We start from the raw sequence: 26908 nt of genomic DNA on the forward strand, positions 1-26908 counted from the left end.
AGCCCTTAGCCCTTAGCCCTTAGCCCTTAGCCCTTAGGCCCGCTTCCACCCATCCCGCCTCTTCCCACACCTTCTGGTGGCGTTTCTCCATTATATAGGCAAGCCATACCTGCTCGTTGGTTGCAAAGAGTTCTTTGGGCTGTTGTGCGGCCTCAGGGCCATAAGGGGTGTCCAGCCAGGTGTAGAAGTGGAAGGTGACGTCCCGGAAGCTGCTTGCGGAGCCCTCCTGGGCAATCTCAATGAGCTGGCTGTATCGGGGCAGCCAGGTGTAGCGGGCAAGGGTGACGACTTTATCGGTTCGCGTGACGCCGAAGCCGTTCTTGATCTCAGGGGCGCCGTACTTTCCCGGCACCCAGAAAAGCACCTCTCCTTCCTCGGTGGCAAAGATGTCCCCGGTTTTGTGTTGCCAGGTTTCCTGAATCTCTCTGGCCCCTTTGCACATGTCGATATATCTGCTACTCTTGTCCATTCCGGTCTGCCTTCTGCTGTCGGGTCCCCGCTGATGTCGCCGTGGGGGGCGGGGCCGAACCAAGTGCCCGTAAAGTCAGAGGGCTCGTGGCAGGCTGTGGGATGCGTATCGACACCGCGTCCCCCCTATGGAAGCGACAAAACCAAATGGTGAAAGCAAAAACAGTAGTACTCTTTTAAGAAAAACAAAAGGCATTTTTCAGGCATCTGGACACGGACCGGCCTGTCTTCCTTCATGCGGCAGTGGTTTACCACTGGGGAACTGCATGGGGAGACGGGATTTCTTTTTTTTAGGGCTTCCCACGTATCGGTGGTTTATCTCAGGTGCCGGGGAGGCCGAAGGACAAAGAGAGACGCAAAAGACATATGTCCCTCATCGCACAATACAGGGGGCTGGGCAAATCCTACGGGGCCCGGACCCTTTTTTCCGACATATCCATGAATATCCACGAGGGCGACCGCATCGGCCTCATCGGCGTCAACGGCGCCGGAAAATCAACCCTGCTCAAGGTGTTTGCCGAGGTGATATCCCCGGATGCCGGAGAGGTCTCCATCAAAAAGGGCTTCCGGGCGGTTTACCTTCCCCAGGAGAGCCACTTTGAGGAGGGGAAAACCGTTTCGGCCCTCATCGACGAGACCCTGGACGCCTTTTGCGCCGAGGATACGGAGGCCTACGGCAAAGCCTGGCACCTCATCGGGCAGGTGGAGTTTCCGGACCTGTCCGCACCGGTGGAGACCCTGTCGGGGGGATGGAAAAAACGTCTTGCCGTGGTGCTGGCCCTGATCAAGATGCCGGATCTCCTTTTTTTGGATGAACCCACCAACCACCTGGATCTCTCCGGTATTCTCTGGCTTGAGGCGCTTTTGAAGCGCGCCGATTTTGCCTACGTGATGATCACCCACGACCGGGCCCTTCTCTCCAATGTCACGGGAATCACTGTGGAACTCGGTGAGCAGTACCCCGGTGGGTACTTAAAGATTGAGGGCAACTACAAGGAGTTTCTGCGTCGCCGGGACGAGTTGCTGTCCAGCCAGGCAAAGCAGGAGAGCGCCCTGGCATCGGTGATGCGCAGGGAGAAGGAGTGGCTTGCCCGAAGCCCCAAAGCGCGAACCACCAAGGCCCAGTTCCGCATCGACAATGCAAAGCGCATGGAGGAGGAGCTGGCCGACGTCAGGACCCGAAACCGCAGCAACCGGGAGATGGACCTGGATTTTACCTCCACCCAGCGCAAGACCCGGCAGCTGGTGGTGGCCAAGGGCCTGGCAAGGCACCTTGAAGACCGGACCCTTTTTGAGGAGCTCTCCTTTGTGCTCTCCCCCGGCACCTGCCTGGGGCTGGTGGGGAACAACGGCACGGGCAAGTCGACCCTCATGCGTCAGCTTTGCGGTAAGGAGGCCCCGGACAAGGGGCTTGTGCGCGAGGCCGAGGGACTCCGCATCGTCCATTTTGAGCAGGAACGGGACTCCCTGGACCTTGAGATGCCCCTGAGAAAGGCGCTCTCCCCGGACAGCGACTCGGTGATCTACCGGGGCCGCCCCCTGCATGTGGTGACCTGGGCCAAGAAATTCCTCTTCACCCCCGACCAGCTTGATCTGCCCCTGGGGCGTCTCTCCGGCGGAGAGAAGGCCCGGGTGCTTCTGGCGCGCCTCATGCGCCAGCCCGCCGACGTCCTGCTTCTGGACGAACCCACCAACGATCTGGATATCCCGTCCCTTGAGATGCTGGAGGAGAGCCTCCGTGAATTCCAGGGGGCCGTGGTTCTTGCCTCCCACGATCGGTACCTCATGGAGACCGTCACATCGTCCATGCTGGGATTTCTGGACAAGGGGGGCGCTTTTGCCTGCAGCGGGGTGGAGCAATGGGGGCGGGAAAACCGTCCGAAGCCGGTGCAGAAAAAGGCGGCACCGGAGAAAAAGGTGCGGCAGGAGCCCAAGGCAAAGAAAAAGTTCACCTACAAGCACAAGTATGAGCTGGAGCAGATCGAGGAGAAGATCGGTGAGGCCGAGGCTTTGGCCGCGGATCTCGAAGCCCGGGTGAACGATCCTGCCATTGCCTCGGATCCGGCGGCACTGCAGGAAGCCTGCGGGGCCCTGGGCGAGGCCCAGAAAGAGGTAGAGTCCCTGTACAGCCGCTGGGAAGCCCTTGAGGAACTTAAGGCTGAGGATGAGGCCGGCGTCTGATTCTCTGAATTGAGAGTGGACACAACAATTTGAATTCTATATACTTTTATGCATAAGGTGCCATCGGGCCGGTTTGGCAACGGACGCCTTGCGACACCGCGGCGATGTCGCGCAGATCGGCCCATGGCGTTTCCCGGCGATTCGCCTGACTGTTGATGCGGTCGTCAACGGCACCTGACGTCATCGCTCCGGTGCCTCAGGGTACGGGGCGCAGCGATTCTCCTTGCGGGGCATCGCATCATAACCGTTTACCAAGACAAAGCGGGGTGTTCCGATGACAACACAAGACAGAGACGGCAGGGTTGCCAAACGGGCCTATGACCGTAAACTTTGTTTTTTTACCGATGTGGATTATGCCCTCTCCGAAGGGGTCTATTCAGATCCCATCCGGGATATCAGCGTGGGCGGGGTCTTTATCGAATCGGATAACGGGCCGGCCACGGGCGAGAGGGTCCAGATGCTCTTTTCCGACTATTCCGGTGTGGACCTTGTCAAGCTCTCCGGTGATGTTGTAAGAAAAGGAAACAATGGATTTGCCGTTCGCTTTATGTGTGAAAACACCATGGAACTGGACAAATTGAAATCTTATATCAACAGCCTGTAATTCCTACAAGGTTTTCCGTGTCTTCCATTCGGGGTGCAGGGTATTTCGGTGGCAGGTGAATGTGAAACAGGGCCTGAAGGAAGGCGACAGCAAAGATCGGATCATCGCGTCGGCACAGCAGTGCTTCAGTGAAAAATCCGTGGATAAGACCACCTTGTCTGAGGTTGCGCGCAGAGCCGGCATCAGCAAGGGCACCCTCTATTATTATTACCCCACGAAAAACGATCTTGTTTTTGATATCGCGGGCATCCACATGGCCCAGATCACGGAAAAGGTGTTTGCCATGATGGAGACCGGGGACGAGCATCCCGTGTGGGAAGACGTCCTGGGGATTCTGTTTGAAGGGCTTTTGGGCTCCAAGACCCGAAGCCGGCTGCACCTCTACCTTATAAACGAATCCCTGTCCGGTAACCCCGCTTTAAGGGAACGCCTGGAATCCACGTACATGCAGTGGTTTCAGCTTGTGGAAGACGGGTATCTGCGCATGGCGGGCGGTCGCCCCTTTCCCGACGGTCTGGCCCGGCTTCTGGTGGCCGTGCTCGACGGGCTGGTGATTCAATCCGTGACCTGCGAAGACAGGCTGCGCTACCGGCAACTGGCCCAGGTGGCAGCATCGCTTGTGACGGGAATGGGGTGCGAATCCTAAGGGGCGTTCTTCAGGCTGGAGGGTAAGAACCCCGGGCGCGGTGCCCGGGGTGAGGTTGCCGATGAAACAGAGGCCCAACCAGACCGATATCCGGGGTGGGGAAACCGCAACCTCAGGGCATTGGCCGGGGCGGCCGTCTCCCTGGGGTTGGATGGTTTCCTGTTTCCAGGCCCTACTGGTTGCAGAGCCTGTGAATGGTCTGGGCGTGCCAGTGACCCTTGTTTGAGAAGGTGGGGATCTCCTTTTCGTTGAGGAAGTGGGCGATCTCCTTGTAGGTTGCCCCTTTTTTCCTCAGCTTCTTCATGATCTTGATGGCTTCTCTGCGTTCGTCGGCAGGGGAGAGCAGCTGGTCGTCGGTGAGCTGGGTCAGGCTTACCGGTGCTGCCGGGGCCGCCGTCTCCTGGGGGGCCGGCATGGGGGCCCCTTCGGTGAGTCGTTCCAGGATTTTGACGATGTCGATGAATGCTGCGGCGACCTCTTCGGATGCGATGGTCTGTCGCTCGAGAAATCCTTCCTGGATCCTCTGGTTTTCCGTGACCTGCTCAAGGAGCTGGCGTATGGGGGTCAGGAGGTCGTCCTGACGATTGTATCCCCGGTTGTCCTGGTCTCGTCCCCGTGGGGATTGTCCGCGTCTTTCGTTGCCCCGGCGGTCCTGGTTATAGTATCCGCTTCCGGCGGTATAGTTCCCGCCGCGCTTACCGGGATAACGTCCCTGTGTGTTTCTTACGGTTTTCAGGAATTCACTCATGTGTACCTCCATGTCGGTGTGTACCGTCGCCCCACCACAGGCCGGGAAAAGCCCGGGCGGACGATGAATCGATTGTAAATCGGGATGAATCGATTGATGTTGCTTATACCGTTGACGCCGGAGGAGTGTTGTTGCGAATAGCGGGAGAACCGGGCGTTTCTGGTTCGTCTGTTGAATTGGGGAGAACAATCTTCAATTCACCTGTGTCTTATGGACCCCAGATATATATCCTTTAGATTATAATGTAAAGCGGGATATTACCAGCAGTTTCGGGAGAAGGCCCCATTGAATTGATGGGGTTGTCTCATGGATAAACGTCATCATTCAATCGTATGATCGTGAACGTCAATCTCTGCTGCGAATTTCGCCCATTGATCCCTTCTCCGGGGCCGTGCCCCAACCTCTTGCTGCACGACGCCGATCACCTCAAAATTTTCTTTTGACATCACGGTACTTCGGGAAAATGGAAATTGTTGTCGCATTGGTACCTTTTTATCGTGGAGGCGGTTTTGTTATTTCGCCGATACGGAATGGTGCTGTTGTGCTTTGACGCCTGTGGCACCGAAGGACTCAGGTCAATCACGGACGATACGTTCGGATACCGGCGAAGCGGGGCGGGTTGTCCGCGTTTTCGCAACCGGTATGAAAGGAGCGGGTATGGGGCAGATTCCTGTGGGAAAGGGGGGGCAAGCCAAGGACGGGGCCCGTCTGTGTACCTCTCTTTTGTGGCACCTTGCTGAAAAAGGGCACTCTCCGGATGAGATTCATCGGATGGTCAAGGATGTGTTCCAGGTGATCCGGGACGGCGGGAGCTTTACCGTGGCCATCGTCAACAAGGCGATGGAGGGCCGCGGGTGGCCGCCCTCGGTTCTGGATGAGACCACCTTCGACATGATGGTGGGGCTCTTTGAGAGCGAAATGGGGTTTTCCGTCAGATCCCATACGGTCAATTAATTCCGACCACAAAGGCGCATGGGTTGCCCTGCGGTGCCTGGTATCACAATGCAGGGCTCCGACTCCCGATTTATTCTATTGACAGTTGCCCCCCTCTTTTTTATTACTAAACAAGTTTTTTTCAGAAGATCAAACGTTCGCAATATGCGAATTGACGGAAGACCCCACCGACTTCCCCATCTTGCAAGGGCCAACATGTCCGAACAGTCAGAGGAGATGCGTCCGTGAGTCAGACAAAACATATTTTGATAATTGATGACCATCCGTTGTTCAGGGAGGGGCTGAAGACCATTGTGGAACGGGACAAGCGTTTTAAAGTGGTGGGAGAGGCCGGAAATGGTCGACAGGGCCTGAAGATGGCCCGCCAGCTCAAGCCGGACCTGTCGGTGGTGGATATATCGCTGCCGGACATCAACGGGGTTCAGGTGGCGACGGAGATGCGCTCCTACCTGCCGGAGACCAAGATCATGATCGTGAGCATGCACTCCAAAATCGATTACATTGCCGAGGCCTTTCAGGCCGGAGCCACGGGGTACGTGGCTAAAGATTCGGCTTCGGATCGGTTGATTCAGGGCATTGAGTCCGTGCTGAAGGGCGAATATTTTCTGGACAGCTCCGTATCCCACCAGGTGATGGAGAAGCTCATGAAGTTTCCGGTGAAGGACGCCAAGATCACCGATGCGGATTACGGTTCCCTCACACCCCGGGAGCAGGAGGTGATGCGCCTTCTGGCCGAAGGGTCCACCCCCAAGGAGATCGCCGACAAGCTGTGCATCAGCCCCAAGACCGTGGAGAATCACCGGGCCAACATCATGAAGAAGCTGGGCATCCATTCCACCATGGAGCTGGTGCGGTATGCCGCCCGGCTTGGCCTGATTGACGTGGAACTCTGGAAGGAGTAGGGCCCCCAACGTCGGGGAGAGTGACACAGACATGCAACGGCGCGTTCGAGTCCATCGAACGCGCCGTTTTTTATTTGGGGGCGCCTTATTCGTGGGACACGTGTCCCAGGCGCTGGTCGTACATCTTTCCGATGCCGTAGTCCCGGCGCCGCATGAATTTCTCCGTGGCCGGGCCGATGATCTGCATCTCCGGGTGCACCTGCTGGACCTCCATGGCGATTTTCATCTCCTTGGTGCACCCCGTGCTGTAGGTGGCGTCCTTGCCCACCCACTCGGGGGGGACCTTCTGGCCCATGAGCTGGAAGGCGGTGACGATGTCCTGGTAGGTCTGGAAACGCCAGATGTCGATGCACCCGCTCCGCTGCACGATTTCCCACATGAACATCAGGTCGTCTGCGTCCATTCCCGGTTCATAGTAGAGGGACGGGTTGATGATGTGGGTCTGGGAGAACTGCTCTTCAAGGTGGGCGATAAAGACGGTCATGATTTTTTTGGCCACATCGATTTTCCCCGGGATGGATCCGATGATGCCGCTGTAGAAGGAGACCGCCATGCCCTTCTTCTTGGCTGCTTTCATGTCGCTGATGATGGTCTGAGCTTTGCGTTCCAGGTCCTTGTGGGAAAATTTGATGGCCTGGGGGGACTTGGGGTTGAAGTCGATGGTCACCCCCCGGGTGTCGGCACAGATGCTGAAGACATCCTGGGTGAAATGGAAGGGGGTATCGAAGAGGCGGTTTTTCTGTTCCGGCCCGCGGGCCACGATGCAGTCCACCTCTTTGAACAGCCGGGCAAAGGTGGTGGAGGTGAGAAGCAGGTTGAGTTTTTCGTGGGTCCCGTCCGAGAGGACCAGCAGGTCGCTTTCCTGGCGCAGAATATCCACGAGCTGGTTTTTGGTCAGGGAGTCGCTGCGGATGAAAAACGAGCCGTCCAGGGCCTCCATGAGGGTGGGGTCTTCCTGTGTACCCAGGATTTCGGCCTTGGAAAAGAGGGGGCCTGCCTTGAAAGCAACGGCCACCTTGTGGCCCAGGTTGACCAGGTAGCGGATCAGGGCCAGGTCCACCATGACCTCGCCGGATTCGTCGGCAAGCCACAAAAGGGTTCGCCGCTCGGTGCCCTGGTGGCGTTCCCCGGAAGCGGGGATGCCGAGAAAGTCGAAGAACGTGTCGGCTGCATTGCCCGAAACAGGCTTTTGGAACAGGGCCTGAATGGCCTCTTCGGTGTCCGGGCAGGGCTGGTTGCCCGTCCAGATTTCAGGGGCGGTGAGCAGGCTCAAAAATCGCCTGACGGCCATGTGGTCCAGCCGGGTGCGCACCTGGGTCATGGCCCGGGCCGGGGTCATGTCCGCATCCCCGATGTGCTGGAACGCCTCCCGGAAGAGGGGCGAAGCCAGGAATGTTGCGGCTGTTTCGTTGCGCTTGATCTTGGTTTCCTGAAACGGATCGGCAATGTGGGTGCGGTTGAGAAAGATGCGCAGGAGCCGTTTTTCTACCCGGGAGGGGATCATGATTTCATCACGGGTCTCGTGGGCGTATTTGGTTTTGATGAGGGTCGTCAGGTAGGCCCTCTCCTTGGGGTCCTCGATGGTGGCATCGATGAGGTCGAGGATGTGGTTCAAGGCGGTGAGATATCGTTGCTGGAGGTAGGGAGAAGGATCGCGGCTCATCACCTCCCGGAACGTGGCCTCCGAACAGGGAAAGTAACGTTCCTTTTCATCGAGGAACACCATGAACTTCACCTGCTCCGGGGTGGCGACCTCTCCGGGATAGGCAAAGTAGTCCAGGTGATTTTCAAGAACAAAGGTGGTGAACCATGCATCGGTATCCGGGTCGAGACCCGGTGTGTAGGTGCCCGTTGATGGGGTGGGGGCAGGGTGCATTGTCTTTCTCCCGTCGGTTTTTTCAGGGTGTTGGGGAAAACCGCCTGTCAACCCCGTGGAATCCCCGTCGGATCGGGATTATCTCCCGGCCGGAAGGGGTACCTCCACAGTGTGATTGATGGGCTTGTCGGTGGCGGCCGACCGGTGTCAATGGGTGCCGTCTTTGAGGAAGTGGCGATGGTACTCCGGTTCAGTGAGATGTTTTTTCAGAAGGGACGTCAGGAGGCTGTAGATGGCGTCGCGGTCTTCCTGGTCCAGCTTTTTCATGATCAGATCAAGGAAGGAGTCGTCGGAAAACTTCTGAAGGTAGTATTTAAGGGTGTCGAGATCTCCTTCGAGATCCCATCCATACATTGCAATTCCAGTATATTCTTCAACAAAACGGTAAGTATGCTTGCTCATGGTGAAGCCGTTACTCCTGATGGGTTGTCTGATTTTTCATGTCTTGTTACCCGGGGCCCGGAGAGGCCGAAATAATTAAGGGCGTTTCTATCCGGGCCGGCGGTTCGGCTCCGTGTTCCCTTTTCAATTGGGTTTGAAGCCGGTGCTGTGCTACATATTTATCATAACCGGGGGCCTTGCCAAAATACCAGCCCAAAGAGGCATGGTGCCCAAAATAATGATGATGTGCGGCAATGGATTGATGCTTGTTGAAGGGCGAAGAATGTTCAGATCGATCGGGGAAGTGATGGTTAAGTCTATTTCGTTGAAAACAGTGGGCCTGGTATGTGTCGGCCTTTTTTGTCTTATGGGCTCGATTTTTCTGGTATCCCGCGGAGGCGGGGAGGGGGCAGGCCCCGTGGCGGCGGGTGGCGCCTCGGAGGCGCTGGCTGCACAGGTCAGGGAGCTGGATGCCCGGCTTCTCAAGCTTGAAAGCCTCCTGGCTGAAGGGGGGCAGGGTGACCCGGGGGAGATCGCTACCCTGAAGCAGCAGATGCACGGACTCCAATCCCTTGTGGTGGGGGTTGCTAAGCGTTTGGAACGCCATGAAAAAAGTGTTGACAATCCCGTCAAAACGAAAGATAACGTAGTAAAAGTAGAAAAAAGGGCCTTGCCCGTCAGGCCCGTGGTTTCATCGCGTTCTTCTTATCACGTCGTAAAAAAAGGCGAGACGTTATACAGGATCAGCAAGAGATATCACATCTCCGAGCGAGAACTGATCCACATGAACGGCCTGAAAGACAAAACCCGTATCTATGTCGGTCAACGATTACGGGTCAAATAATACGATATAAAATCAAACGCCTCTTCGCCTGTACCCGGTTTCATTAGAATTGCAGTTGTCAGTTTTTCCGTTCCATACCAACAGCCGGTTGACCCCATAACCAAGGCCAGGGACTGATGGACAAGCCGCACGACATGGATGATACAACCCTTCTCTCCCGTCGGTTTCATACGTTGATGGACACGTGCCAGCGTCTCATCAACGAATTGGATCCGCCATGCCCCGAAAACGACGGGGAGAGTTCGGCCCGCTTGTCAGGGGGCCGTAAAGCCTACACCGTCCATGCTTCCAATCCCCTCGACGAGAGACGGCAGCAAGCGTTGATCAAGGTGATTGACGATGCCTTGAAGCAGGTCGAAAAACTCGCCGCCGATCCCTCTCCCCGCCCCGGGGCCACCCGCCAGTCAGAATATTGTCGAACCAAACAAGTGTTTACGTCTGAAGAGCTTCACTTTCTTGAAGAGACGCTTCGCACCTGTCACCCTGCGTCGGACAAGGGCCTTCGCAGCGACCGGTAGCGGGCTGTGATGATTTCCCGGAGGATTATCCCGCTATTTTCGGGGGATTGTCCCGTGATTTCGTTTGCCTGGGAGATCTCCACGAAAAATTGAGATGTGGGCCTTATGGACAGGGCTCCTGCTTTTAGTGGTATAAACGGTGCACAGGTTCCCGGGGATGCTTCGCCGATTCGAACCCATAGTTGCTCGCCTTCCTTCTTTTCCCATTCTTGACCCCGGCAACCTCCTGGCCTTCACCGGCAGGCGTTTTACGATTTTCAGCCACACAATCCGTCATTGCCACGCCCAACGATGAACACAGGAAAGCCCGAGCCTTTCTGTTCGGCTGGGCTGTTTCCTTTGCTTTGGTCTCAGCACGTTAACCTGATTGCATAATGAAAGAAGGAAAAGGACATGACCCGTAAAGATTCAAAAGGAATGGATCCCTCTCAGTTTATGGATGCGGTGGTCAGGAATTCAACGCGATTTTGGGAGGGCATGGCGGGCTTTACCTGGCCCGGCCAGGAGTCTGGCGCAGGCGGTACGGGATCCGGTGAGTACAACCCCTGGGAGCCCTGGGAACCAGCCATGGACGCATGGAAACAGTTTCAGGAGTCGTGTACGCCGGAGACCTTTGCCGGTCAGTTTGAAAAGGTAAGGGAAGAGGGCTTCAAACAGTTTGAGAAAATGGCCAAGAGTGGCTGGGAGAATTTTGTCTCCATGGGCGATGGCTTCAGCCCCTCCATGGGATGGGGGCAGCAGGCCTTCGGCATGGGCGTTCCGGATATGTTCAGCGGAAAAGGCACCTTTAAAGAGATGTTCAAGATGATGTCCGGTGAGATGAACCGGTTCATCTCCATTCCTCCCCTGGGGCTTTCGCGAAATTACCAGGAGAAGGTTGTTGAAGTGGTGGAGAAGGGAAACCAGTTCCTGTTGACCCTGGGCGAGTACATGTTCCTCATGTTCTCACCCCTGGAGCAGTCCATGCGCATGGTGCAGGTCACCATTGAGGGGCTCACCGACGAGCAGCGTCGCACCCTGACCCCTGAATCCGTGTACGAAACATGGCTCAAGGAGCTGGAGCAGGGCTACTTCACTCTGTACGGTTCCGAGGAGTACCTGGGGCTCCTGAAACGCCTGGTTTCGGCCATGGGAGAGTTCAACATGGCTCGTCAGAATTTCATCAGCGATTTTTTAAAACTGATGGGCGTCCCGTCGGAAAACGACCTGGACGACCTTTACAGGGACCTTTACAGCATCAAAAAGACGCTTTCATCCCTTGAGAATTCTGTGGAGGCACTGACTCAGGCTGCGCAAGCCCAGCAACCCGCCCCAAAAAAAGCAGCAAAGCCCAAGGCCGCCCCCAAGGCAGCCAAGCCTGCACCGAAAGCGGCTGTGAAGCCAAAAGAGGCTGCAAAGACAGCCAAGGCGCCGTCGGCCCAGGCCAAGCCCAGCGAGACGCCCCGCACTGCGACCCCCGCCGGGAAACAGTCTGCACCTGTGACGGCGAAAAGTCCGGACAAGGCCTCAAAACCGACAAAACCAACGGCGAAACCGGCCGGGAAAACCCCATAGGAGGGCGCTTCCATGGAAGGTATGGCAAACCCTGTGGTGGATGCGTTCACCTCGTTGATGGCGTACGGTACCGACAGCCTGGACAGAGCACGCCGGGGGATGGAGGTCTTTGAGTCGGAGCTCGACACGACCATTGCCGATACGCCCTTTGAGGTGGTGTTCGAGATCGACCGCGTGAAGCTGAAGCACTACCGTGCACAGACCAAGCGGAAGGCTTTTCAGCGGCCCCTGCTGGTGGTGTATGCCTTGATCAACCGGGAGACCATGCTGGATCTTCAGCCGGGACGCAGTGTGCTGGAGATTTTCCTTGAGAGCGGCCTGGACGTGTACATGGTGGACTGGGGATACCCCACCCGCAAGGACCAGCACCTCACCATCGACGATCATGTGAACGGGTACATGGACAAGATCGTTGACGTGGTGCTGGAAAGGGAGGAACTCTCCACCCTGAACCTGATGGGGATCTGCATGGGGGGGACCTTCAGCACCATGTATGCGGCGCTTCACCCTGAAAAAGTCAACAGCCTCATCACCACCGTTACCCCCACAAATTTCGACACCGATGCCGGGTTTCTCCACAGCTGGATGAGGGAATTGGACGTGGACAAGCTCATCGGCGCCTGGGGGAACATGCCGGCCGATGTCATGAACCTGGGGTTTCTCCTGCTGAACCCGGCCCGTCTCATGCTGGATAAGTACAACAACTTTGCCAGGAACATGGGGGACAGGGATTTTGTCGAGAACTTTGTGCGGATGGAAAAATGGATTTTCGACAGCCCTGATGTCCCCGGGGCCACCTTCCGCCAGTTTATCACGGACTGCTATCAGAAAAACCTGCTGATCCAGAACAAGATGGTCCTGGGGGGCAAGACCGTGGATTTAAGAAACATCACCATGCCCCTTCTCAACATCTACGGAAAGAAGGACCACCTCGTGCCACCGGAGGCCTGCAACCGGTTGATCAGTGCCGTGGGAAGCCGGGATGCCCGGGATCTCTGCATCGACACCGGGCACATCGGCATCTACGTGAGCTCCAGGTCCCAGAAGGAGTTTGCGCCGGAGATTATCCAGTGGCTGGCCGATCGGGAAACCGGACGAGGCCTGTCGGCCTGGACGTCTGCAACTTGACACGTCAGGGCCAGAAGAGCCCCGGCAAGGCTGCTCTCTTGTGGAGAGCCTTGCCTGCGGTGAACCGGTAAGGCGAACAAGGAGAGGGCATGAACGGGAAAAGCATCGATGACATAGCCGTGGGAGATCACGCCGAGGTGGCCAAGACCATCTCTGAATCGGATGTCTACACCTTTGCCGGGGTGACGGGGGATTTTAACCCGGCCCACGTGAACGAGCATTATGCCAGCGGGACGTTTTTCAAGCGGCGCATCGCCCACGGCATGCTGTCGGCCGGCCTTATCTCCAATGTGCTGGGAACGCACCTGCCGGGGCCGGGGGCCGTCTATCTGAGCCAGGAACTCAAGTTTACGGCGCCGGTGTATATCGGCGATACCATCACGGCGCGGGCCGAGGTGGTGGAGGTGATGGCCGAAAAGAATCGCGTGATCCTTGAGACGGTCTGCACCAATCAGGATGGCACCGTGGTGATCACGGGGACCGCCCTGATGAGTCCCATGAAAAAAAGAGCGGTAAAGGCCTCCTGACGGATCGCCGCCACAGGCCGGTGTCCATGAGAGCCCCCGTTACCCCAAGCCTTAACACAGGGGAACCGGGGGCTTTTTTGCGTGACCGGGACGTTTCACGGAACTCCGGGAACCTGCCCCGGCGTTGACAAGGGGACAGCCCTCCGATATAACCCGCATATTTTCTGCGGAAGCGTTGGAATCAACCGGACCAAGGTAATTCTGGGAGACCCATGGTGACCTTGAAAATATCACCAAAAGTTATGGTGGGCAGCAACTCTTTGATGACGTCAGCTTCAAGATCAACACACGGGAACGTGTGGGGCTGGTGGGCCGTAACGGCCATGGAAAAACCACCCTTTTTCGACTGATTACCGGGGAGGAAGAGCCCGATTCGGGCCAGGTGACCATTCCGAAAAACTATCGTCTCGGTTACGTAACGCAGCATATCCGCTTTACCGAAGAGACGGTCCTTGCGGAAGCCGCCCTCGGGTTGCCCGAGCATGAGGCGGATCAGCTCTGGAAGGTGGAGAAGATCCTGGCTGGCTTGGGGTTCTCCCAGGAAGCCATGGGAAAACATCCCGGATCTTTTTCCGGAGGATTCCAGGTGCGCCTGAACCTGGCACGAGTACTGGTCTCAGATCCGGACCTGCTGCTTCTGGACGAACCCACCAACTACCTGGACATCACCTCCATCCGCTGGATTGAGGGCTTTCTGAAGGCCTGGCCCCGTGAGCTGCTGCTCATCACCCACGACCGGGGATTCATGGACCGTGTGGTGAGCCATACCGTGGGGATCCACAGGGGCCGCGCTCGCAAGGTCACGGGCAACACCGAGGCCTGCTATACCCAGATCGCCCAGGAAGAGGAGATCTACGAGAAGACCCGTCTCAACGACGAGAAAAAGCGAAAAGAGATGGAGCTTTTCATCTCCAGATTCCGGGCCAAGGCGCGCCTTGCCAACATGGTGCAGTCCCGCGTGAAGACCCTGAACAAAATGGAGAAAAAAGACAAGCTGGCTTCCCTGGATACACTGGGATTCAGTTTCCGAAGCTGCCCCATCAAGGGCAAGCAGCTCTACACGGCCGAGAACCTCTCCTTCGGGTACGATGGTGGGCCGGAGCTGATCCGCGACTTTTCCCTCACCCTGGGGGCAAGGGATCGCATCTGCGTGGTGGGCCAGAACGGGCGGGGCAAGACCACTCTGTTGAAGCTCCTGGCAGGGGAGCTGGCGCCCAAGACCGGTACCATCACCCATCACCCCTCGGCAGCCCCCGGGTTTTACGAGCAGACCAACGTCAGCAGCATCAACCCCATGCGCACCGTGGAAGAAGAGATCCTCTACGCCCACCCCGATGTGGAACGCCAACAGGCGAGAAACATCTGCGGGGCCATGATGTTTGAAGGGGACAAGGCACTGAAAAAGTGCTCGGTGCTCTCCGGTGGGGAGAAGAAAGACTCGGGCGACGTGCGGCAAACTGCTGGTGACGCCTTTGAACCTTCTGTTTCTGGATGAACCCACCAACCACCTGGACATGGAGTCCTGCGATTCCCTCATGGCCGCCGTGGACAACTTTGACGGCACGGTGGTGATGGTCACCCATAACGAGATGTTTCTCCACGCGGTGGCCACCCGTCTGGTGGTGTTCCGCAACGGCGGGGTGGAGGTGTTTGACGGTACCTACGCCGAGTTCCTCAACAAAGTGGGGTGGGGCGATGAGCCCGAAGGCGCCGTATCGGAAACCCTTGCCATGGATGAGGCGGAGGCGCCGGCCCCTAAGAAATCCGTGGGAAAAAAAGAGAGCCGCAAGTTGCGTTCCGCCATTATCTCACGGCGAAACAAAGAGACGGCCCCCCTGCGAAAGAAGATGACTGCTGCCGAGGAGGCCATCGATACCAGTGAAAAAGAGATCGACCGGATCAATGAGGCTCTGCTTGAAGCCACCCAGGGCGGGGATTCGGCCCTGATTACCTCTTTGTCCAAGGAGTTGCACCATCACAATGCCGTCATCGACGAGGGGTTTGAGGTGCTTGAGACCCTGTCCGATGAGCTGGACCGTTTGGAGGCCTCGTTCAACGCGGAGCTTGAAGAACTCGGCGGCGCTGTGTAAGCTGGTGCGGCAAGAGATTGCGGGGGCTGCGTGACAGGGGCCTTTGCCAATGCGTCCGGTGTAGGGCCGGAAAGGGCCGTCCGGCGGGTATCTGAGTGGAGACGATAAGGGGGAGAGGCGATGAAAAAAGTTTGGGGTGCCATGCTGCTGCTGATGGGGCTGGCCATGTTTTTTACCATTCCGTCCAAAGCGCGACAAATTCAGGAAATCCGGGAGCTATCCGGCGGGACGGTCCTGCTAATGAAATTCTGTTTTTATCTCATCAGTATCCTTCTTATGGGCGGCGGCATCCAGAAGCTCAAGGGAAATACAGACGAAGATTCCTGACCCGGCCCTGTGAAGGGTAAGGATGCACGAAAAATAAAAAAGGTTTATATCTTCCGAGGTTTGCATTAACCTTAAACAAGTTGTTCGTACCGGCGTCACAAGGAAAAAACATGTGACATGAGGGCGATACCATCCCGCCGATACCCTGCACCCGGGATCAGGGACACCTAAGATACCGGATCGATCCCCATAAAGAAGCGGTACGAACCTTCATCCACTAAATTATAGATTTTCATGTCGATGGCGACCCCCCCCCCAAGTGCCGTCCCCTTTTCCGTTGCGAGGGCCCTTACAGGGTCGCCCATGCGGTGATTAGCAAAGGAGTGGGCTGTGAGCGGAGCGACCAACGGGGTGAGCGAAGTCGAAAACCTTCAGCAGGAAGTGACCTACCGTACCCGTCTTCAGGACATCTGCAACAAAATTTACGCTGCGGTGAACCTGGACGACATCATCATTCATCTCAAAGATGAGATAAAGTCCCTCTTTGAAGCCGAACGCATCACCATCTACTACGTGGACGGGGTCAAACGGGAGATCGTTTCCCGGTTTAAGACCGGCACGGAGATCGACGAGATCCGCCTGTCCATCACCACCTCCAGCATCGCCGGCTACAGTGTCCTTAAAAAAAGCCTCCTGAACATCAAGGATGTCCACGACAATCAGGAGCTGGCCGCCATCGACCCGAGCATTACCTTTGACTCCAGCTGGGACCGCAGGACAGGCTTTGTGACCCGGCAGATGCTGGTGGTTCCCATCCTCTACAAAACTTACCTCCTCGGCGCTGTTCAGCTCATGAACCGCAAGCAGGGGGATGTCTTTACCGCACAGGACGAAGAGAACCTCCAGGAGATCGCCAAGATCATCGGGATCGCCTTGTACAACCAGAAGCGTGCGGCGCGAAACAAGAAAAGCAAGTTCGACTACCTCCTGGAAAATCACATCATGACCCAGAAGGAGCTGTCCCAGGCCGAACGGATGGCCAGGGAGACCGGCGAGACGGTGGAGAAGGTGCTCCTCTCCCGGTTTAACATTCCCAAAGGTGACGTGGGCGAGGCCCTGAGCCGCTACTACAAGGCCCCCTTTGTGGAGTACAACAGCAGCATGCCCATCCCCGGAGAGCTTTTAGAGGACCTGAAGGTACCCTTTATGCGCAACAACCACTGGGTGCCCCTGAGGTCCGAGGGGGATAAGGTGGTTATCATCGTGGACGACCCCCACGATGCCCAGAAGATGGGGCAGATTCGCGTGCTTTTCCCTGGAAGGGAGCTGGAACCCTTTATCTCCTTTCGGGAGGATATCCTTGACTACATCACCCTGTTTACCCAGGACGAAAAGCAGCAATCCTCCATTGACGACATCATTTCTCAGCTGGCCGATGAAGAAGATGAGATCGAAGAGGCCGAAAGCAGCCTGAGCGAAGAGAGCAGCGTGGTGGTCCAGCTGGTGAACAAGATCATTATCGATGCTTACAACCGAGGGGTTTCGGATATCCATATCGAGCCCTATCCGGGCAAGGAGAACACCAAGGTTCGCTTTCGTACCGACGGTGCCTGCGCGGTCTACCAGACCATTCCCTACCAGTACCGGAATGCCATTGTCTCGCGCCTCAAGATCATGTGTGACCTGGACATTGCCGAGCGCCGCAAGCCCCAGGACGGCAAGATCAAGTTCAAGCGTTACGGCGGCCTTGACGTGGAGCTTCGTGTGGCCACCGTGCCCACCCAGGGCGGCATGGAAGATGTGGTGCTGAGGATCCTGGCGGCCGGAGAGCCCATTCCCTTGGAGGACATGCGCTTTTCCGACCGGAACTTCGATAAATTCGTGGAGATGATCAACAAGCCTTACGGGATCATCTTTGTCTGCGGCCCCACGGGCTCCGGCAAGACCACCACCCTCCACTCCGCCCTGGCCAAGATCAACGACGAGGAACGCAAGATCTGGACGGCCGAGGACCCGGTGGAGATCACTCAGAAGGGCCTCAGGCAGGTCCAGGTGCAGCAGAAGATCGGTTTCGACTTTGCTGCGGCCATGCGGGCCTTTCTCCGGGCCGACCCCGACGTCATCATGGTGGGGGAGATGCGTGACCGTGAGACCACCCATATCGGCATCGAGGCCTCCCTCACAGGTCACCTCGTTTTCTCCACCCTTCACACCAACAGCGCGCCCGAAAGTATCACCCGTCTCCTCGACATGGGCATGGATCCATTCAACTTTGCCGACGCCATCCTCTGCATTCTGGCCCAGCGCCTGGTGCGGACCCTGTGCAAGGATTGCAAAGAGGAGTACCACCCCAGCCGTGACGAGTACGATGAACTGGTGAGGGAGTTTGGCAGCCAGGAGGAGTTCGATGAGTTTCAAGAATTCCCTACGGATGACCTGATGCTGCATCGCCCCAAAGGCTGTGACAAGTGCAGCAACACGGGCTACCGGGGCCGTATGGGTATCCATGAACTTCTGGAAGGCACCGATGAGATGCGCAAGCTGATCCAGACCAGCGCCCGCATGGAGGAGCTGCGGGACCAGGCCGTCCGTGACGGCATGACCAGCCTGAAGCAAGACGGTATCGCAAAGATTTTTCAGGGGTATTGTGACCTGTTGCAGGTGAGGAAGGTGTGTAAGAGGGGTGGCGGTTACTCGGAAAAAAAAGGGGATAGGTAATTAGGTAGGGAAGGATACTGAAACAGTAAAGGGCGACCGTGGGGTCGCCCTTTTTTATTGTATCGCGGGGCGCAAAGGGGCAGGGCCCTATCACCTATCACCTATCACCTATCACCTATCACCTGTTTTACCTTTTTGATCTCTTTCGCGTACCGATCCTTTTCGCTGTAAATACATCCGCAATACTGCTGCCGGTACAGGCCCATCTCTTTGGAGGTATCGATGCCCTCCTTCCAGCCCGGGCGAAAATCTTCATAGTAGAATTTTACGCCCACCTGCCTGCCCAGTGACTCGCCGATGCTTCGGATGAGTTCGTGGTTCTGGTGACGGCTGTAGAGAAGGGTGGAGGTGAAGGCTTCGAATTTACCGCGTTTGGCAAGAAGGGCCGTGGCCCGGAGCCGGTCGTGATAGCAGACCCGGCAGCGGTCCTGTTCCCGGAAGGCGGCGCCCCGGAGAAAGGCCTCCAGCTCGTATCCCTCCTGGTAGATCATCCTTAAATCACAGGATTCGGCAAACTGCTGCATGGCCTCTTCACGCTTCATGCACTCGGTGAAGGGGTGGATGTTGTGGCGGTAAAAAAAGCCCATCAAGGTGTGGCCAGCTTCGCGAAGCACCCGTGTCGGGTAGATGGCGCAGGGGCCGCAGCATGTGTGCATCAAAATTTTCATGGTCGCTCAGTGCCTCCTGCGGGCGCTTTTTTAAATATAAGGTCCCGTCTGTGCAAAAGCCTGCGGCGTAGCGCGCCGCAAAAAATTTTTCGGTTACATTCCCTTTTGGTCCTCAGCTCCAACGGGGCGGAGGACCAAAACAAGGCCACCGGAAAACCAACTCTTTTGGAAAAAACCGAAATAGCCCTTGAAACCTGCTTGTCTAACTTTTGAAAAGTTTGGCCTCCGGCGGGGGCCACCGGAGGCGGCATGCCCTTACTTTGCAGAATAGTCCCGTGCGCCGAAGATGGCCGTGCCCACACGCACCAGGGTGGCGCCCTCTTCGATGGCTACCTCAAAGTCTCCGCTCATGCCCATGGAGAGTTCCTTCATCTCCACGCCGGGAATGCCCAGGGCCTCAATACGGTCCCTGATGAGCCTCAGCTGCCGGAAATAGGGCCGGGCCCCTTCAGGGTCATCAAAAAAGGCGGGCATGGTCATGAGGCCCTTGACGGCAACGTGTTCCAGGGTTGCCACGTCTCGCACCAGCTCAATGACCTCCTCGGCCGTGGTGCCGGACTTGCTCTCTTCGCCGCTGGTGTTGACCTGGATCAGGATGGGCTGAACCACTTCTTTTTTGGCCGCCTGTTTGTTGATCTCTTTGGCCAGCTTCAGGCTGTCCACCGAGTGGATCAGGGTAAATACCCCGGCCGCGTACTTCGACTTTTTGCTCTGGAGGTGGCCGATGAAGTGCCATTCGATGCTGTCGTCTCCGACCTCCTCGATTTTGGCTACGGCTTCCTGGATGTAGTTCTCGCCGAAGATTGTCTGACCGGCGTCCCTGGCTTCTCTGACCATGTCCGCGGGTTTGATTTTGCTGACGGCAACGAGTCGGATCTCGTCGGGGTTGCGTCCGGCCTTTTCGGCGGCTTCTCTTATCTGCTTTTCAATACGTTCAATGCGATCTTTCATCTCGTGCTATCTGAACTCCACCAGATCGATGTCCTTTAAATGTTCCACCACTTCGCAGACGGGCAGTCCCACCACGTTGGTGTATGAGCCCTTGATCCCTCTTACCAGGAAGGCCCCTTTGCCCTGGATTCCATAGGCACCGGCCTTGTCAAAGGGCTCATCCGTGCCAATATACCAGCTTATCTCAGCTTCGGACAGCGCTTTGAAGGTGACGTCGGTGACCACAACGTCACAGATTTCCCGTTCAAGGGCCTTGTTGATCAGGCAGAACCCGGTGCACACCTGATGGTTGCGGCCGGACAAAAGGGACAGCATGCGTCGCGCGTCGTCTGCTGAGTCAGGCTTGCCGAGAATCGTGTCATCCACCACCACGATGGTATCGGCCCCCAGGACCCATCGTTCGGGGTGGGTTTCGGCGACGTCCCGCGCCTTGAGCCGGGCCAGGGCCATGGCGCAGCCCGAAGGCGCCACCCCTTCCGGAAGGACTTCATCGGCACAGCTGGGGAGGATATCTATAAGGACTCCGGCTTCTTCAAGGAGATCTTTCCGTCGGGGAGACTGGGATGCAAGGACAAGTCGTTGTGTATCAATATGTTGATTTTCTTTCATTTCGGGGGTTGTAGCAGAAATAAATCCGGGTTGCAAGGCGCACCGTAAAATAAGCCGCGTGGCCCCATCCCCTTGCCATCAGGGGGCCGGGGCGCTTCTTTCCCCTTTCAGGCTACGAAGGAGCTTAAAATCCTTCAGCCCCAAATTGTCGGTTGCCATTCAAAAAAAAATCGAGTAAAGAGATACAGTCCTTTCGACACACGTCGAACAGGGCCATTTTTATGCTCTGCCCGGATGGCGGAACTGGTAGACGCAAGGGACTTAAAATCCCTCGGCCGCAAGGCTGTACGAGTTCGATTCTCGTTCCGGGTACCATAAAAATTCATATGCGATTTCGGTATCTTGTAAAAAGTTTCTTGCCAATGGGTAAGAAACTTTTTTGCGTTCATACTGTAACAAAATGGGCCAAAATCGGCCGTTTTTCATTACAGTTTCATTACAGTTGAAAAATGAATACGCCCCGCCGAACCCCCTCTCATTGAACCAATGCTTCCCCTTTGCCATGGCCACCCCGTGGCACCTCACAAAAAAAGTCACGCACGGGCGCAGTCCGTCACCACATGGGAAGGGGCGATGCCCCGGAGCATGTGCGCCCCTGGGGCAAAATCTTTTCTTATTCATCTGTGCAGGTGGGGAGGGGCATGGGGCCTAAGGTAAGGCAAAATTGTTCTGAGGCGGCCTTGAGGTGATCCGGGGAGAGCTTGGAATAGATGAGGGTGGAGGCCATGGACTCGTGGCGCATGAGCTCCTGGATGGCCTGGAGGTTGGCGCCGCCCATGGCCAGGTAGGAGGCGAAGGTGTGGCGGAGGTCGTGGAAGCGGTAGTTCTCGAACCCGGCGGCCCGCACGGCCCGTTTGAACTTGTGCCCGGTGTGGGTGCGGGACGTCCAGCAGAAGATCTTTTGACGCTTCTTCTCCCTGGCCCGGGCCATGCATCGGGAGAGGGTTTCCCGGGCCGTGGCGTTGATGGGCACCCGGGACTCTTTCCGGTTTTTCTGCAGGGGCACGATGCGCAGGTAGTCGGGCGGGTTGTCCACGTCGGCCAGGGTCAGGCGCAGGGCCTCGCCGTTTCTGAGGCCCAGGTAGCAGGAGAGGGTGCAGAAGTCGTAGAACTCCGGCTCCTCGATGTGGGCCATGATCCGGGCCATGTGCTCCTTGGGAATGTAGCGGATGCTCTTGGGCTCTTTCACGGGCTTGGGGAAAACAATGGGGTGGTCGATGTATTCCCACTGCCGGGCTTTTTTCAGGGCGGCCTTCACGTGGCGGTAGTGTTTGTTCACCGTGGCCGGGGCCAGGCCCGCCCGGATCATGTCGCTGCCCAGCTTGTCCAGGTGGCGGGTGTTGATCTGGTTCACATCCGTGGTATCCCCCCAGCAGGAGGAGGCCTTGTTCAGTCCCTGCTTGTACGCAAGGAAGGTCCCCTCCGACCGGTTTGTCTCCACATAGTCCAGAAACTCCTTTTTAAAATCCCCGAAGCTTTTGGCCATGCCGGTCTTCATGGCGGCCACCTGCCCGGTCATGAGCTGGCGGGTGAACTGGGTGAAGAGCTTCCGGGCCAGCTTCGGGTCTTTGGTGGCGCGCTTGGACCCCGGCACGCACAGGGCCTTGCGGCGCTGTTTGCCGTTCTCCTGCCAGAGTGCGTAGTAGGTATCGTGTTCGGTGTGTCTCCAGAGCCTGGGCATGGTGACACCGTAAGAGAGCTTTACTGCCATGTCAATCTGAATCCGTGGATGCTATTCGCGTTAAAATTGAATTGTTTCAGATGCGTACCAGGCGTCGATGGACTCCCGGTCCACGATCAGCTTTCCCGTCCGCTTGAACCCGTAGATGTACCCGGCATTGATCCAGCCGCGCAGGGTGTTCTTGGACGCCTTGGCATACCCCGCCGCTTCCTCCAGGGTGAGCCACCGTTGAACGGTCTGCTCCGCCCGCAGGGTGTCCGCCACTTTTCCCGCGATGGCCGCCGCCATCGCCTCCATGTCACTGTGTGTCAACTCCATGAAACCAACTCCATTGTATTGAGGGGATCTATCCATAGACCATCTGAAGGGGTGTCCCCGGTTCAGACGGCCAGGGCGTGTTCGGAAAACGCAGGTCCGGCAGTGTCCGCGTGGGTGAAGCACCAGGAACAGAGAAACCGGTTTCCCTTGGCCACGGTGTGCTGGCCGCAGCAGGTGCAGATGGGGCCGTCCTTGGGTTTTTTCCTGGCCGCTGCCGAGTGGGTGTTTCGGCAAAGGCGGCTGATGGTGGGCTGGCTGGTACCGAAGAGTTGGGCCACGTCTGTCTGCTTGTGGCCTTCGTCCAGGAGGCGCTGGATCTCCTCCAGGGGCAGTGTGGATTTGGGGCCGCGAACCGCGGCCTGGGTGTGGCAAATGGTGTGGGTCATGATCTCTCCCCTTAAAGCTTCGAATAACGCCTTCCGGGGCCAATACAAAAGGCCCATGCCGGAAGGACCGGATATGGGCCGATGTTTATCGGGGTGAGAGATTTTCAAGGTAGCCGAATATACCGACAGGAACAACACAAAAAAAAACACCCCGGCATCCGGGGTGGTTTTTTTATGATCTGTCTTATTTCCGCAGGCGGCCCACCCCCACGTACAAGAGGAAGGTGTCTATCCCGGAAGCCTCACCGGAATCACCCGCCACGGCCACCGCCTCGGGCACGGCCGTCCGGGGCACGGAATGACCCCGAAAGATCCCCATGGCCAGGGCGCCGAGCATGGCCCCGCCCAGGATCAGGGCGGCCATGGTGGCCTTGCTGTATGTCTTCTGTGGGGTGACGGGTCGAGCAGGTTTGCAGGTGGCTTTTGTCTGGTGGGGGGCTTCGTTTACGAGGGCATGCAGCCGGGCTTCAATGGCTTCGCGTCTCTATATATTTAAAAAGAGATGTCTATTTATCGCTCGTGGCCTTTTGGTCAAGATCTAATGCAAACTCCATGTTTAGTAATCGGCTTAATTTATACATAAGCTCTTTTTTTGGCGTTGCATAAACCTGATCAAAAAGTTTTTGGTAATCATCCTTGATGTTTGAGAGAAGGGTATAATCATAGTCTGTAGCAATAGCATCAATGACAGGATCCATAAACGATTTTGTCTCACTAATTAATATATTTAAAATTTGAAAAATTTTAGCTGATGTTTCTTTGTCTAAATATATTGAATTTAGTGACAAATTGTCCATTGCCCTTTCCGTAGATGATTTAAAATTGCTAATTTTGGAATCAATATCTTCCATGATTGAGTCTGGTGGGAGTGGGCTATGAGTAAGAAGAAAATGGGCATCCTGAAGTTCCTTACTCATTTCCATGGCACTTTTTTCAACGATAAAAAGATTTTTATTGATCTGCTTAATTGCTTCGGATCGATCTGCATCAACTCTGTTGTATTTGGTGTTTTTTATGTGCTCTAAAGAAGCAAGTTCAGACTTGTATTGTTCAACTGTTAATTCAAACTCATGCTTTAAACTTTCAATACTTTTTTTAGATTCACGTTTTAAAGCTTCTTTGTGGTTTTCAAGTCTTTCATCATACCACAATCCCATCTAGTTTTTGAGCTCTTGTTATCCATGACCTAAGCATGAATAGTATTAAAGTGGAAAGAAATGTTGTTACTCCTGTGGTTAAAATAACGTGATTTACATAATCCCGGAAAGATAAAAGTAGCTCATTTGACATAAAAAAACCCTTATATAGCAATTATACAACCAGCCTAAAAAGTTGATTCATCCCCTTATCATCAACACTTTTTCCGTCCTCAGGCGAGGTGAAGTATTCATAGGCAGGCAATAAACCGGGCTTTTTTTTCTGGACCAGCTCTTTACCTTCGTTTTTCGCTTCTTTAACCCATTTTATGATGCGGTGCAAGACCTCAAGATCCATTGACAGGCTTTCTTGAGTATTTTCAGGAGTTCTGTCCCCTTCGCCAAACACTTCCCCCTTACCCGTTAGCAGCCAGTTTATATTTATTGAGAATGTATCCCGCATTCCCGTTAGGGTCTCAACAGATGGAGATCTGCCCTTAATGTAAGTGTGAAATGTTGCTGGGGCAACGCCTATTGCTCTGGCGAAATCTGCTGCAATTCCAGCTGATTTAGGTTATCATATTTTTGAGGATCTGTAGCGTTGGAAAATGTAACGTGACTGTTGACACTCAGTTCTGATCCATCAGACGTTTAGCTCACTCAATGATGATAGATCAACATAGGAGGAGGCCATGACCAAAGATGAAATCAAAAAGGCCCTCAAGGCGAAGGGAGTTCGCCCTGTGGATCTTGCAAGAAAAGCGATGGTTACGCGCTCAATGGTGAGCCATGTCATGTCTGGCTCGCATCCAAGTTCACCCGTCAGGGGCTTGATTATTGAAACCCTTGGCAAGAAACCCTCGGAAATTTGGCCACCCAAATGTTGAGTGGTTCCATATTGCCATAAATGTTGAGTGACGCAAGCAAAAAAAGTTGAGTGGCGGCTTGCTGTAACAACAGTATTTCACTTTCAAATCGAATAGATAACCGGAAATTAGCGGAGCGACTCATGTACAAAAGTGAATTCGTTGAACTTTTAGGGGGCATTCAGCGTGATGTGAAAGCCCATGGTGTCAAGACTTTGGCCGATCGCCTGGGCGTCAGGCCCCAGACTCTGTACGCAGATGTGGATCCCCGGTCCGTTGGCCGCAGGACCAACAAGCTTGGGGTGCTGGACTGGATGGTGCTTCTGGATGAAACCGGAAACCTCACCAGCCTGGACGAGATGAACCGCCGGTTTGGTCGCATCAGCCTGCCCATCCCCGAACCCGGGGTTGAAATGAACGCCCTGAGTTGGGTGCAGTACTGCGCCACCATGGCCAAAGAATCCGCCGAGGCCATCAAGGCCCTGGCCGAGGGCCTGAGCAACGATGATCGCCTGGACAAAGGCGAGCTGGCCGATTGCGAGAAAGAAACCTGGGAAGCCCTCCAGGCGTTCGGCTCCTTTTATCTGGCCATCAAAACCGAGCAGGCCAAGTTCGACGTTATTTACGCATAACCATCAACAGACAATGAAATGAATATGGGGCCTGATGTTGTTGGGGCCAGAGCCACACCCATCGGCACCCATATACCAAAGGCAATGACATGACGGCTTACTACAATGAAGTTGACCCCAAGGCGGCGGCATGGCTGCGGGAACTTATATCCCGGGGCCTCATTGCAGGCGGGGATGTAGATGAGAGGAGTATCGAAGATGTTAACCCAGATGACCTTCGCGGATATGCCCAATGCCACTTCTTCGCTGGTATCGGCGTTTGGTGCTACGCCCTCAGGCAAGCAGGATGGCCAGATGATCGCCCGGTTTGGACCGGATCCTGCCCATGCCCCCCATTTAGCACCGCAGGCAAAAAAAAGAGCTGCCCGAAGTGCGGTAGCTGGAACTCTCTACCGCATGCTTATCGAACAGGGGTATTCCGCTGCACAGATTGCGGACACGACTGGTATGCGGACGGTAGGCATCTGTGGCCCGAGTTTCACAGGCTCATCAAAGAGTGCCGCCCTTCAATTGTCTTTGGCGAGCAGGTTGCAGGAAAAAACGGAGAAGCTTGGGGCGACATTGTACAAGCATCATTGGAAGTTGAGCACTACGCCGTCGGGCGTGTCTCTTTTGCGGCATGTGGTGTCGGTGCGCCGATGCAAAGCGAAAGACTTTACTGGGTGGCGGAGGCCCGCAGCGAGCGACGGCGAAAGGGGCGGAACAATAACGCCGGGGATGAACAGCCACAGTTCATTGACACAACAAGTCACATTATCGACATGGCCGAGACCGACAATGAATTGTGGGGCTCAGAAAGCAAGGCTTACCGAATCGGGCGGTCCAAAGAATTTGGAGGATGCTGTTCTCCTGAGTTCTTGGCCCAGGCCAAACACAATGAATGTCAAGGGGAGATACAAGGACCCGATGCTGGTTATGAAACGAAAAGCGCAAGGGCGGCAGCAGAATTTGCAGGACATCGCGGCGTTGGCGACGTGGCCGCGATCAATTGCGGCAGGCAGTCGGGGCAGTGCCGGGAAACAGTCAACCGATCATCTATATGCCACCGCAGAGTTTACGGGCCCGGCCCGACTAACGGCTTCTGGCGAGATGTTGATTGGCTTTTCTGCAGGGATGGAATGTGCTGGCGAAGTTAGACCCGAGCATTCCCGCTGGCTCATGGGGAGTCCGCCATAATCGGCGCGATGGGCGGTTACGGCAATGCAATCGTTGCCCAGCAGGCGGCAGCCTTCATTGAAGCTTACGATGAAGTGAC

General features: G+C 55.9%; 30 protein-coding genes and 1 tRNA gene. 18 read left to right on the forward strand and 13 right to left on the reverse strand.

The window, feature by feature from the left end; all coding sequences use genetic code 11:
• Positions 1-19 precede the first annotated feature (19 nt).
• Complete coding sequence (locus ACOYW2_RS04595) at positions 20-469, reverse strand: hypothetical protein (RefSeq protein WP_482417248.1); 450 nt, start codon at positions 467-469, stop codon at positions 20-22.
• Positions 470-834: 365 nt separating this feature from the next.
• Here ACOYW2_RS04595 and ACOYW2_RS04600 point away from each other — a divergent pair, with 365 nt between their 5' ends.
• From ACOYW2_RS04600 to ACOYW2_RS04610, 3 genes are all read left to right on the forward strand, one after another.
• A complete protein-coding gene (locus ACOYW2_RS04600; protein WP_482769563.1) occupies positions 835-2649 on the forward strand; it encodes an ABC-F family ATP-binding cassette domain-containing protein in 1815 nt (604 codons plus the stop codon).
• Positions 2650-2923: 274 nt separating this feature from the next.
• Positions 2924-3253, forward strand: a complete 330-nt coding sequence (locus ACOYW2_RS04605; RefSeq protein ID WP_482417246.1) for a PilZ domain-containing protein — start codon at positions 2924-2926, stop codon at positions 3251-3253.
• A 61-nt stretch (positions 3254-3314) separates the two neighbouring features.
• Entirely contained in the window at positions 3315-3899 is a 585-nt protein-coding gene (locus tag ACOYW2_RS04610) for a TetR/AcrR family transcriptional regulator (RefSeq protein WP_482421907.1), read from the forward strand.
• A 172-nt stretch (positions 3900-4071) separates the two neighbouring features.
• Here ACOYW2_RS04610 and ACOYW2_RS04615 read toward each other — a convergent pair whose 3' ends face one another.
• Positions 4072-4647, reverse strand: coding sequence for a hypothetical protein (locus ACOYW2_RS04615; protein WP_482417244.1), 576 nt, complete (start codon positions 4645-4647; stop codon positions 4072-4074).
• A gap of 657 nt (positions 4648-5304) precedes the next feature.
• On the opposite strand from ACOYW2_RS04615, the gene ACOYW2_RS04620 reads away from it, so the two are divergent.
• Both ACOYW2_RS04620 and ACOYW2_RS04625 read left to right on the forward strand, forming a co-directional pair.
• Entirely contained in the window at positions 5305-5601 is a 297-nt protein-coding gene (locus tag ACOYW2_RS04620) for a hypothetical protein (protein WP_180147007.1), read from the forward strand.
• A 224-nt stretch (positions 5602-5825) separates the two neighbouring features.
• Complete coding sequence (locus tag ACOYW2_RS04625) at positions 5826-6503, forward strand: response regulator (protein ID WP_482769564.1); 678 nt, start codon at positions 5826-5828, stop codon at positions 6501-6503.
• Between the two features lie 85 nt (positions 6504-6588).
• Here the strand turns inward: ACOYW2_RS04625 and ACOYW2_RS04630 are convergent, their stop codons facing one another.
• The gene (locus tag ACOYW2_RS04630; protein WP_482769565.1) at positions 6589-8379 is read right to left on the reverse strand and encodes an ARMT1-like domain-containing protein; all 1791 of its coding nucleotides are present in this window, start codon (positions 8377-8379) and stop codon (positions 6589-6591) included.
• Positions 8380-8526: 147 nt separating this feature from the next.
• The gene (locus tag ACOYW2_RS04635; RefSeq protein WP_482417241.1) at positions 8527-8733 is read right to left on the reverse strand and encodes a cytoplasmic protein; all 207 of its coding nucleotides are present in this window, start codon (positions 8731-8733) and stop codon (positions 8527-8529) included.
• A gap of 160 nt (positions 8734-8893) precedes the next feature.
• Here ACOYW2_RS04635 and ACOYW2_RS04640 point away from each other — a divergent pair, with 160 nt between their 5' ends.
• The 9 genes from ACOYW2_RS04640 to ACOYW2_RS04680 all read left to right on the forward strand — a co-directional run bounded on the left by ACOYW2_RS04640 (position 8894) and on the right by ACOYW2_RS04680 (position 18406).
• Positions 8894-9604 (forward strand): LysM peptidoglycan-binding domain-containing protein, encoded by a 711-nt coding sequence (locus ACOYW2_RS04640; protein WP_482769566.1) that lies wholly within the window; start codon positions 8894-8896, stop codon positions 9602-9604.
• Between the two features lie 134 nt (positions 9605-9738).
• Complete coding sequence (locus tag ACOYW2_RS04645) at positions 9739-10122, forward strand: hypothetical protein (RefSeq protein ID WP_482769567.1); 384 nt, start codon at positions 9739-9741, stop codon at positions 10120-10122.
• A gap of 393 nt (positions 10123-10515) precedes the next feature.
• Entirely contained in the window at positions 10516-11676 is a 1161-nt protein-coding gene (locus tag ACOYW2_RS04650) for a poly(R)-hydroxyalkanoic acid synthase subunit PhaE (RefSeq protein ID WP_482769568.1), read from the forward strand.
• Positions 11677-11688: 12 nt separating this feature from the next.
• Positions 11689-12804, forward strand: coding sequence for a class III poly(R)-hydroxyalkanoic acid synthase subunit PhaC (gene phaC / locus ACOYW2_RS04655; RefSeq protein ID WP_482769569.1), 1116 nt, complete (start codon positions 11689-11691; stop codon positions 12802-12804).
• An 89-nt stretch (positions 12805-12893) separates the two neighbouring features.
• The gene (locus ACOYW2_RS04660; RefSeq protein ID WP_482769570.1) at positions 12894-13331 is read left to right on the forward strand and encodes a MaoC family dehydratase; all 438 of its coding nucleotides are present in this window, start codon (positions 12894-12896) and stop codon (positions 13329-13331) included.
• A 298-nt stretch (positions 13332-13629) separates the two neighbouring features.
• Complete coding sequence (locus ACOYW2_RS04665) at positions 13630-14826, forward strand: ABC-F family ATP-binding cassette domain-containing protein (protein WP_482769571.1); 1197 nt, start codon at positions 13630-13632, stop codon at positions 14824-14826.
• A complete protein-coding gene (locus tag ACOYW2_RS04670) occupies positions 14804-15421 on the forward strand; it encodes a hypothetical protein (protein ID WP_482421914.1) in 618 nt (205 codons plus the stop codon). Before ACOYW2_RS04665 ends, ACOYW2_RS04670 begins: the two co-directional genes overlap by 23 nt.
• A 120-nt stretch (positions 15422-15541) precedes the next feature.
• The gene (locus tag ACOYW2_RS04675; protein WP_180147034.1) at positions 15542-15748 is read left to right on the forward strand and encodes a hypothetical protein; all 207 of its coding nucleotides are present in this window, start codon (positions 15542-15544) and stop codon (positions 15746-15748) included.
• A 330-nt stretch (positions 15749-16078) separates the two neighbouring features.
• A complete protein-coding gene (locus ACOYW2_RS04680; protein WP_482769572.1) occupies positions 16079-18406 on the forward strand; it encodes a GspE/PulE family protein in 2328 nt (775 codons plus the stop codon).
• Between the two features lie 104 nt (positions 18407-18510).
• On the opposite strand, the gene ACOYW2_RS04685 is transcribed toward ACOYW2_RS04680, so the two are convergent.
• From ACOYW2_RS04685 to ACOYW2_RS04695, 3 genes are all read right to left on the reverse strand, one after another.
• Positions 18511-19074 carry an epoxyqueuosine reductase QueH gene (locus ACOYW2_RS04685; RefSeq protein ID WP_482421918.1) on the reverse strand — a complete coding sequence of 188 codons (564 nt, stop codon included), beginning with the start codon at positions 19072-19074 and terminating at the stop codon, positions 18511-18513.
• A 255-nt stretch (positions 19075-19329) separates the two neighbouring features.
• Complete coding sequence (locus ACOYW2_RS04690) at positions 19330-20025, reverse strand: YggS family pyridoxal phosphate-dependent enzyme (protein ID WP_482769573.1); 696 nt, start codon at positions 20023-20025, stop codon at positions 19330-19332.
• Between the two features lie 6 nt (positions 20026-20031).
• Positions 20032-20634 (reverse strand): Maf family protein, encoded by a 603-nt coding sequence (locus ACOYW2_RS04695; RefSeq protein WP_482769574.1) that lies wholly within the window; start codon positions 20632-20634, stop codon positions 20032-20034.
• Between the two features lie 228 nt (positions 20635-20862).
• Between ACOYW2_RS04695 and ACOYW2_RS04700 the strand changes: the two genes are divergently transcribed.
• Positions 20863-20949, forward strand: a tRNA-Leu gene (locus tag ACOYW2_RS04700).
• A gap of 298 nt (positions 20950-21247) precedes the next feature.
• Here ACOYW2_RS04700 and ACOYW2_RS04705 read toward each other — a convergent pair.
• The 6 genes from ACOYW2_RS04705 to ACOYW2_RS04730 all read right to left on the reverse strand — a co-directional run bounded on the left by ACOYW2_RS04705 (position 21248) and on the right by ACOYW2_RS04730 (position 24618).
• Entirely contained in the window at positions 21248-22345 is a 1098-nt protein-coding gene (locus ACOYW2_RS04705; RefSeq protein WP_482769575.1) for a tyrosine-type recombinase/integrase, read from the reverse strand.
• A gap of 30 nt (positions 22346-22375) precedes the next feature.
• Positions 22376-22633 (reverse strand): helix-turn-helix domain-containing protein, encoded by a 258-nt coding sequence (locus ACOYW2_RS04710; RefSeq protein ID WP_482417230.1) that lies wholly within the window; start codon positions 22631-22633, stop codon positions 22376-22378.
• Between the two features lie 62 nt (positions 22634-22695).
• A complete protein-coding gene (locus tag ACOYW2_RS04715) occupies positions 22696-23019 on the reverse strand; it encodes a hypothetical protein (protein ID WP_482417229.1) in 324 nt (107 codons plus the stop codon).
• Positions 23020-23203: 184 nt separating this feature from the next.
• Positions 23204-23383, reverse strand: coding sequence for a hypothetical protein (locus tag ACOYW2_RS04720; protein ID WP_482421924.1), 180 nt, complete (start codon positions 23381-23383; stop codon positions 23204-23206).
• A gap of 142 nt (positions 23384-23525) precedes the next feature.
• Entirely contained in the window at positions 23526-24176 is a 651-nt protein-coding gene (locus ACOYW2_RS04725; protein WP_482769576.1) for a hypothetical protein, read from the reverse strand.
• 154 nt (positions 24177-24330) lie between these two features.
• Positions 24331-24618: a hypothetical protein gene (locus ACOYW2_RS04730; protein WP_482769577.1), complete on the reverse strand. Its 288-nt coding sequence runs from the start codon at positions 24616-24618 to the stop codon at positions 24331-24333.
• 229 nt (positions 24619-24847) lie between these two features.
• Here ACOYW2_RS04730 and ACOYW2_RS04735 point away from each other — a divergent pair, with 229 nt between their 5' ends.
• The 3 genes from ACOYW2_RS04735 to ACOYW2_RS04745 all read left to right on the forward strand — a co-directional run bounded on the left by ACOYW2_RS04735 (position 24848) and on the right by ACOYW2_RS04745 (position 26829).
• Positions 24848-25042 (forward strand): helix-turn-helix domain-containing protein, encoded by a 195-nt coding sequence (locus ACOYW2_RS04735; protein WP_180147068.1) that lies wholly within the window; start codon positions 24848-24850, stop codon positions 25040-25042.
• Between the two features lie 122 nt (positions 25043-25164).
• Entirely contained in the window at positions 25165-25653 is a 489-nt protein-coding gene (locus ACOYW2_RS04740; RefSeq protein ID WP_482769578.1) for a phage regulatory CII family protein, read from the forward strand.
• Positions 25654-25851: 198 nt separating this feature from the next.
• The gene (locus ACOYW2_RS04745; protein ID WP_482769579.1) at positions 25852-26829 is read left to right on the forward strand and encodes a hypothetical protein; all 978 of its coding nucleotides are present in this window, start codon (positions 25852-25854) and stop codon (positions 26827-26829) included.
• Positions 26830-26908: the final 79 nt, after the last annotated feature.

The sequence above is a fragment of the Desulfoluna sp. CLI2B genome (genome assembly GCF_056847375.1).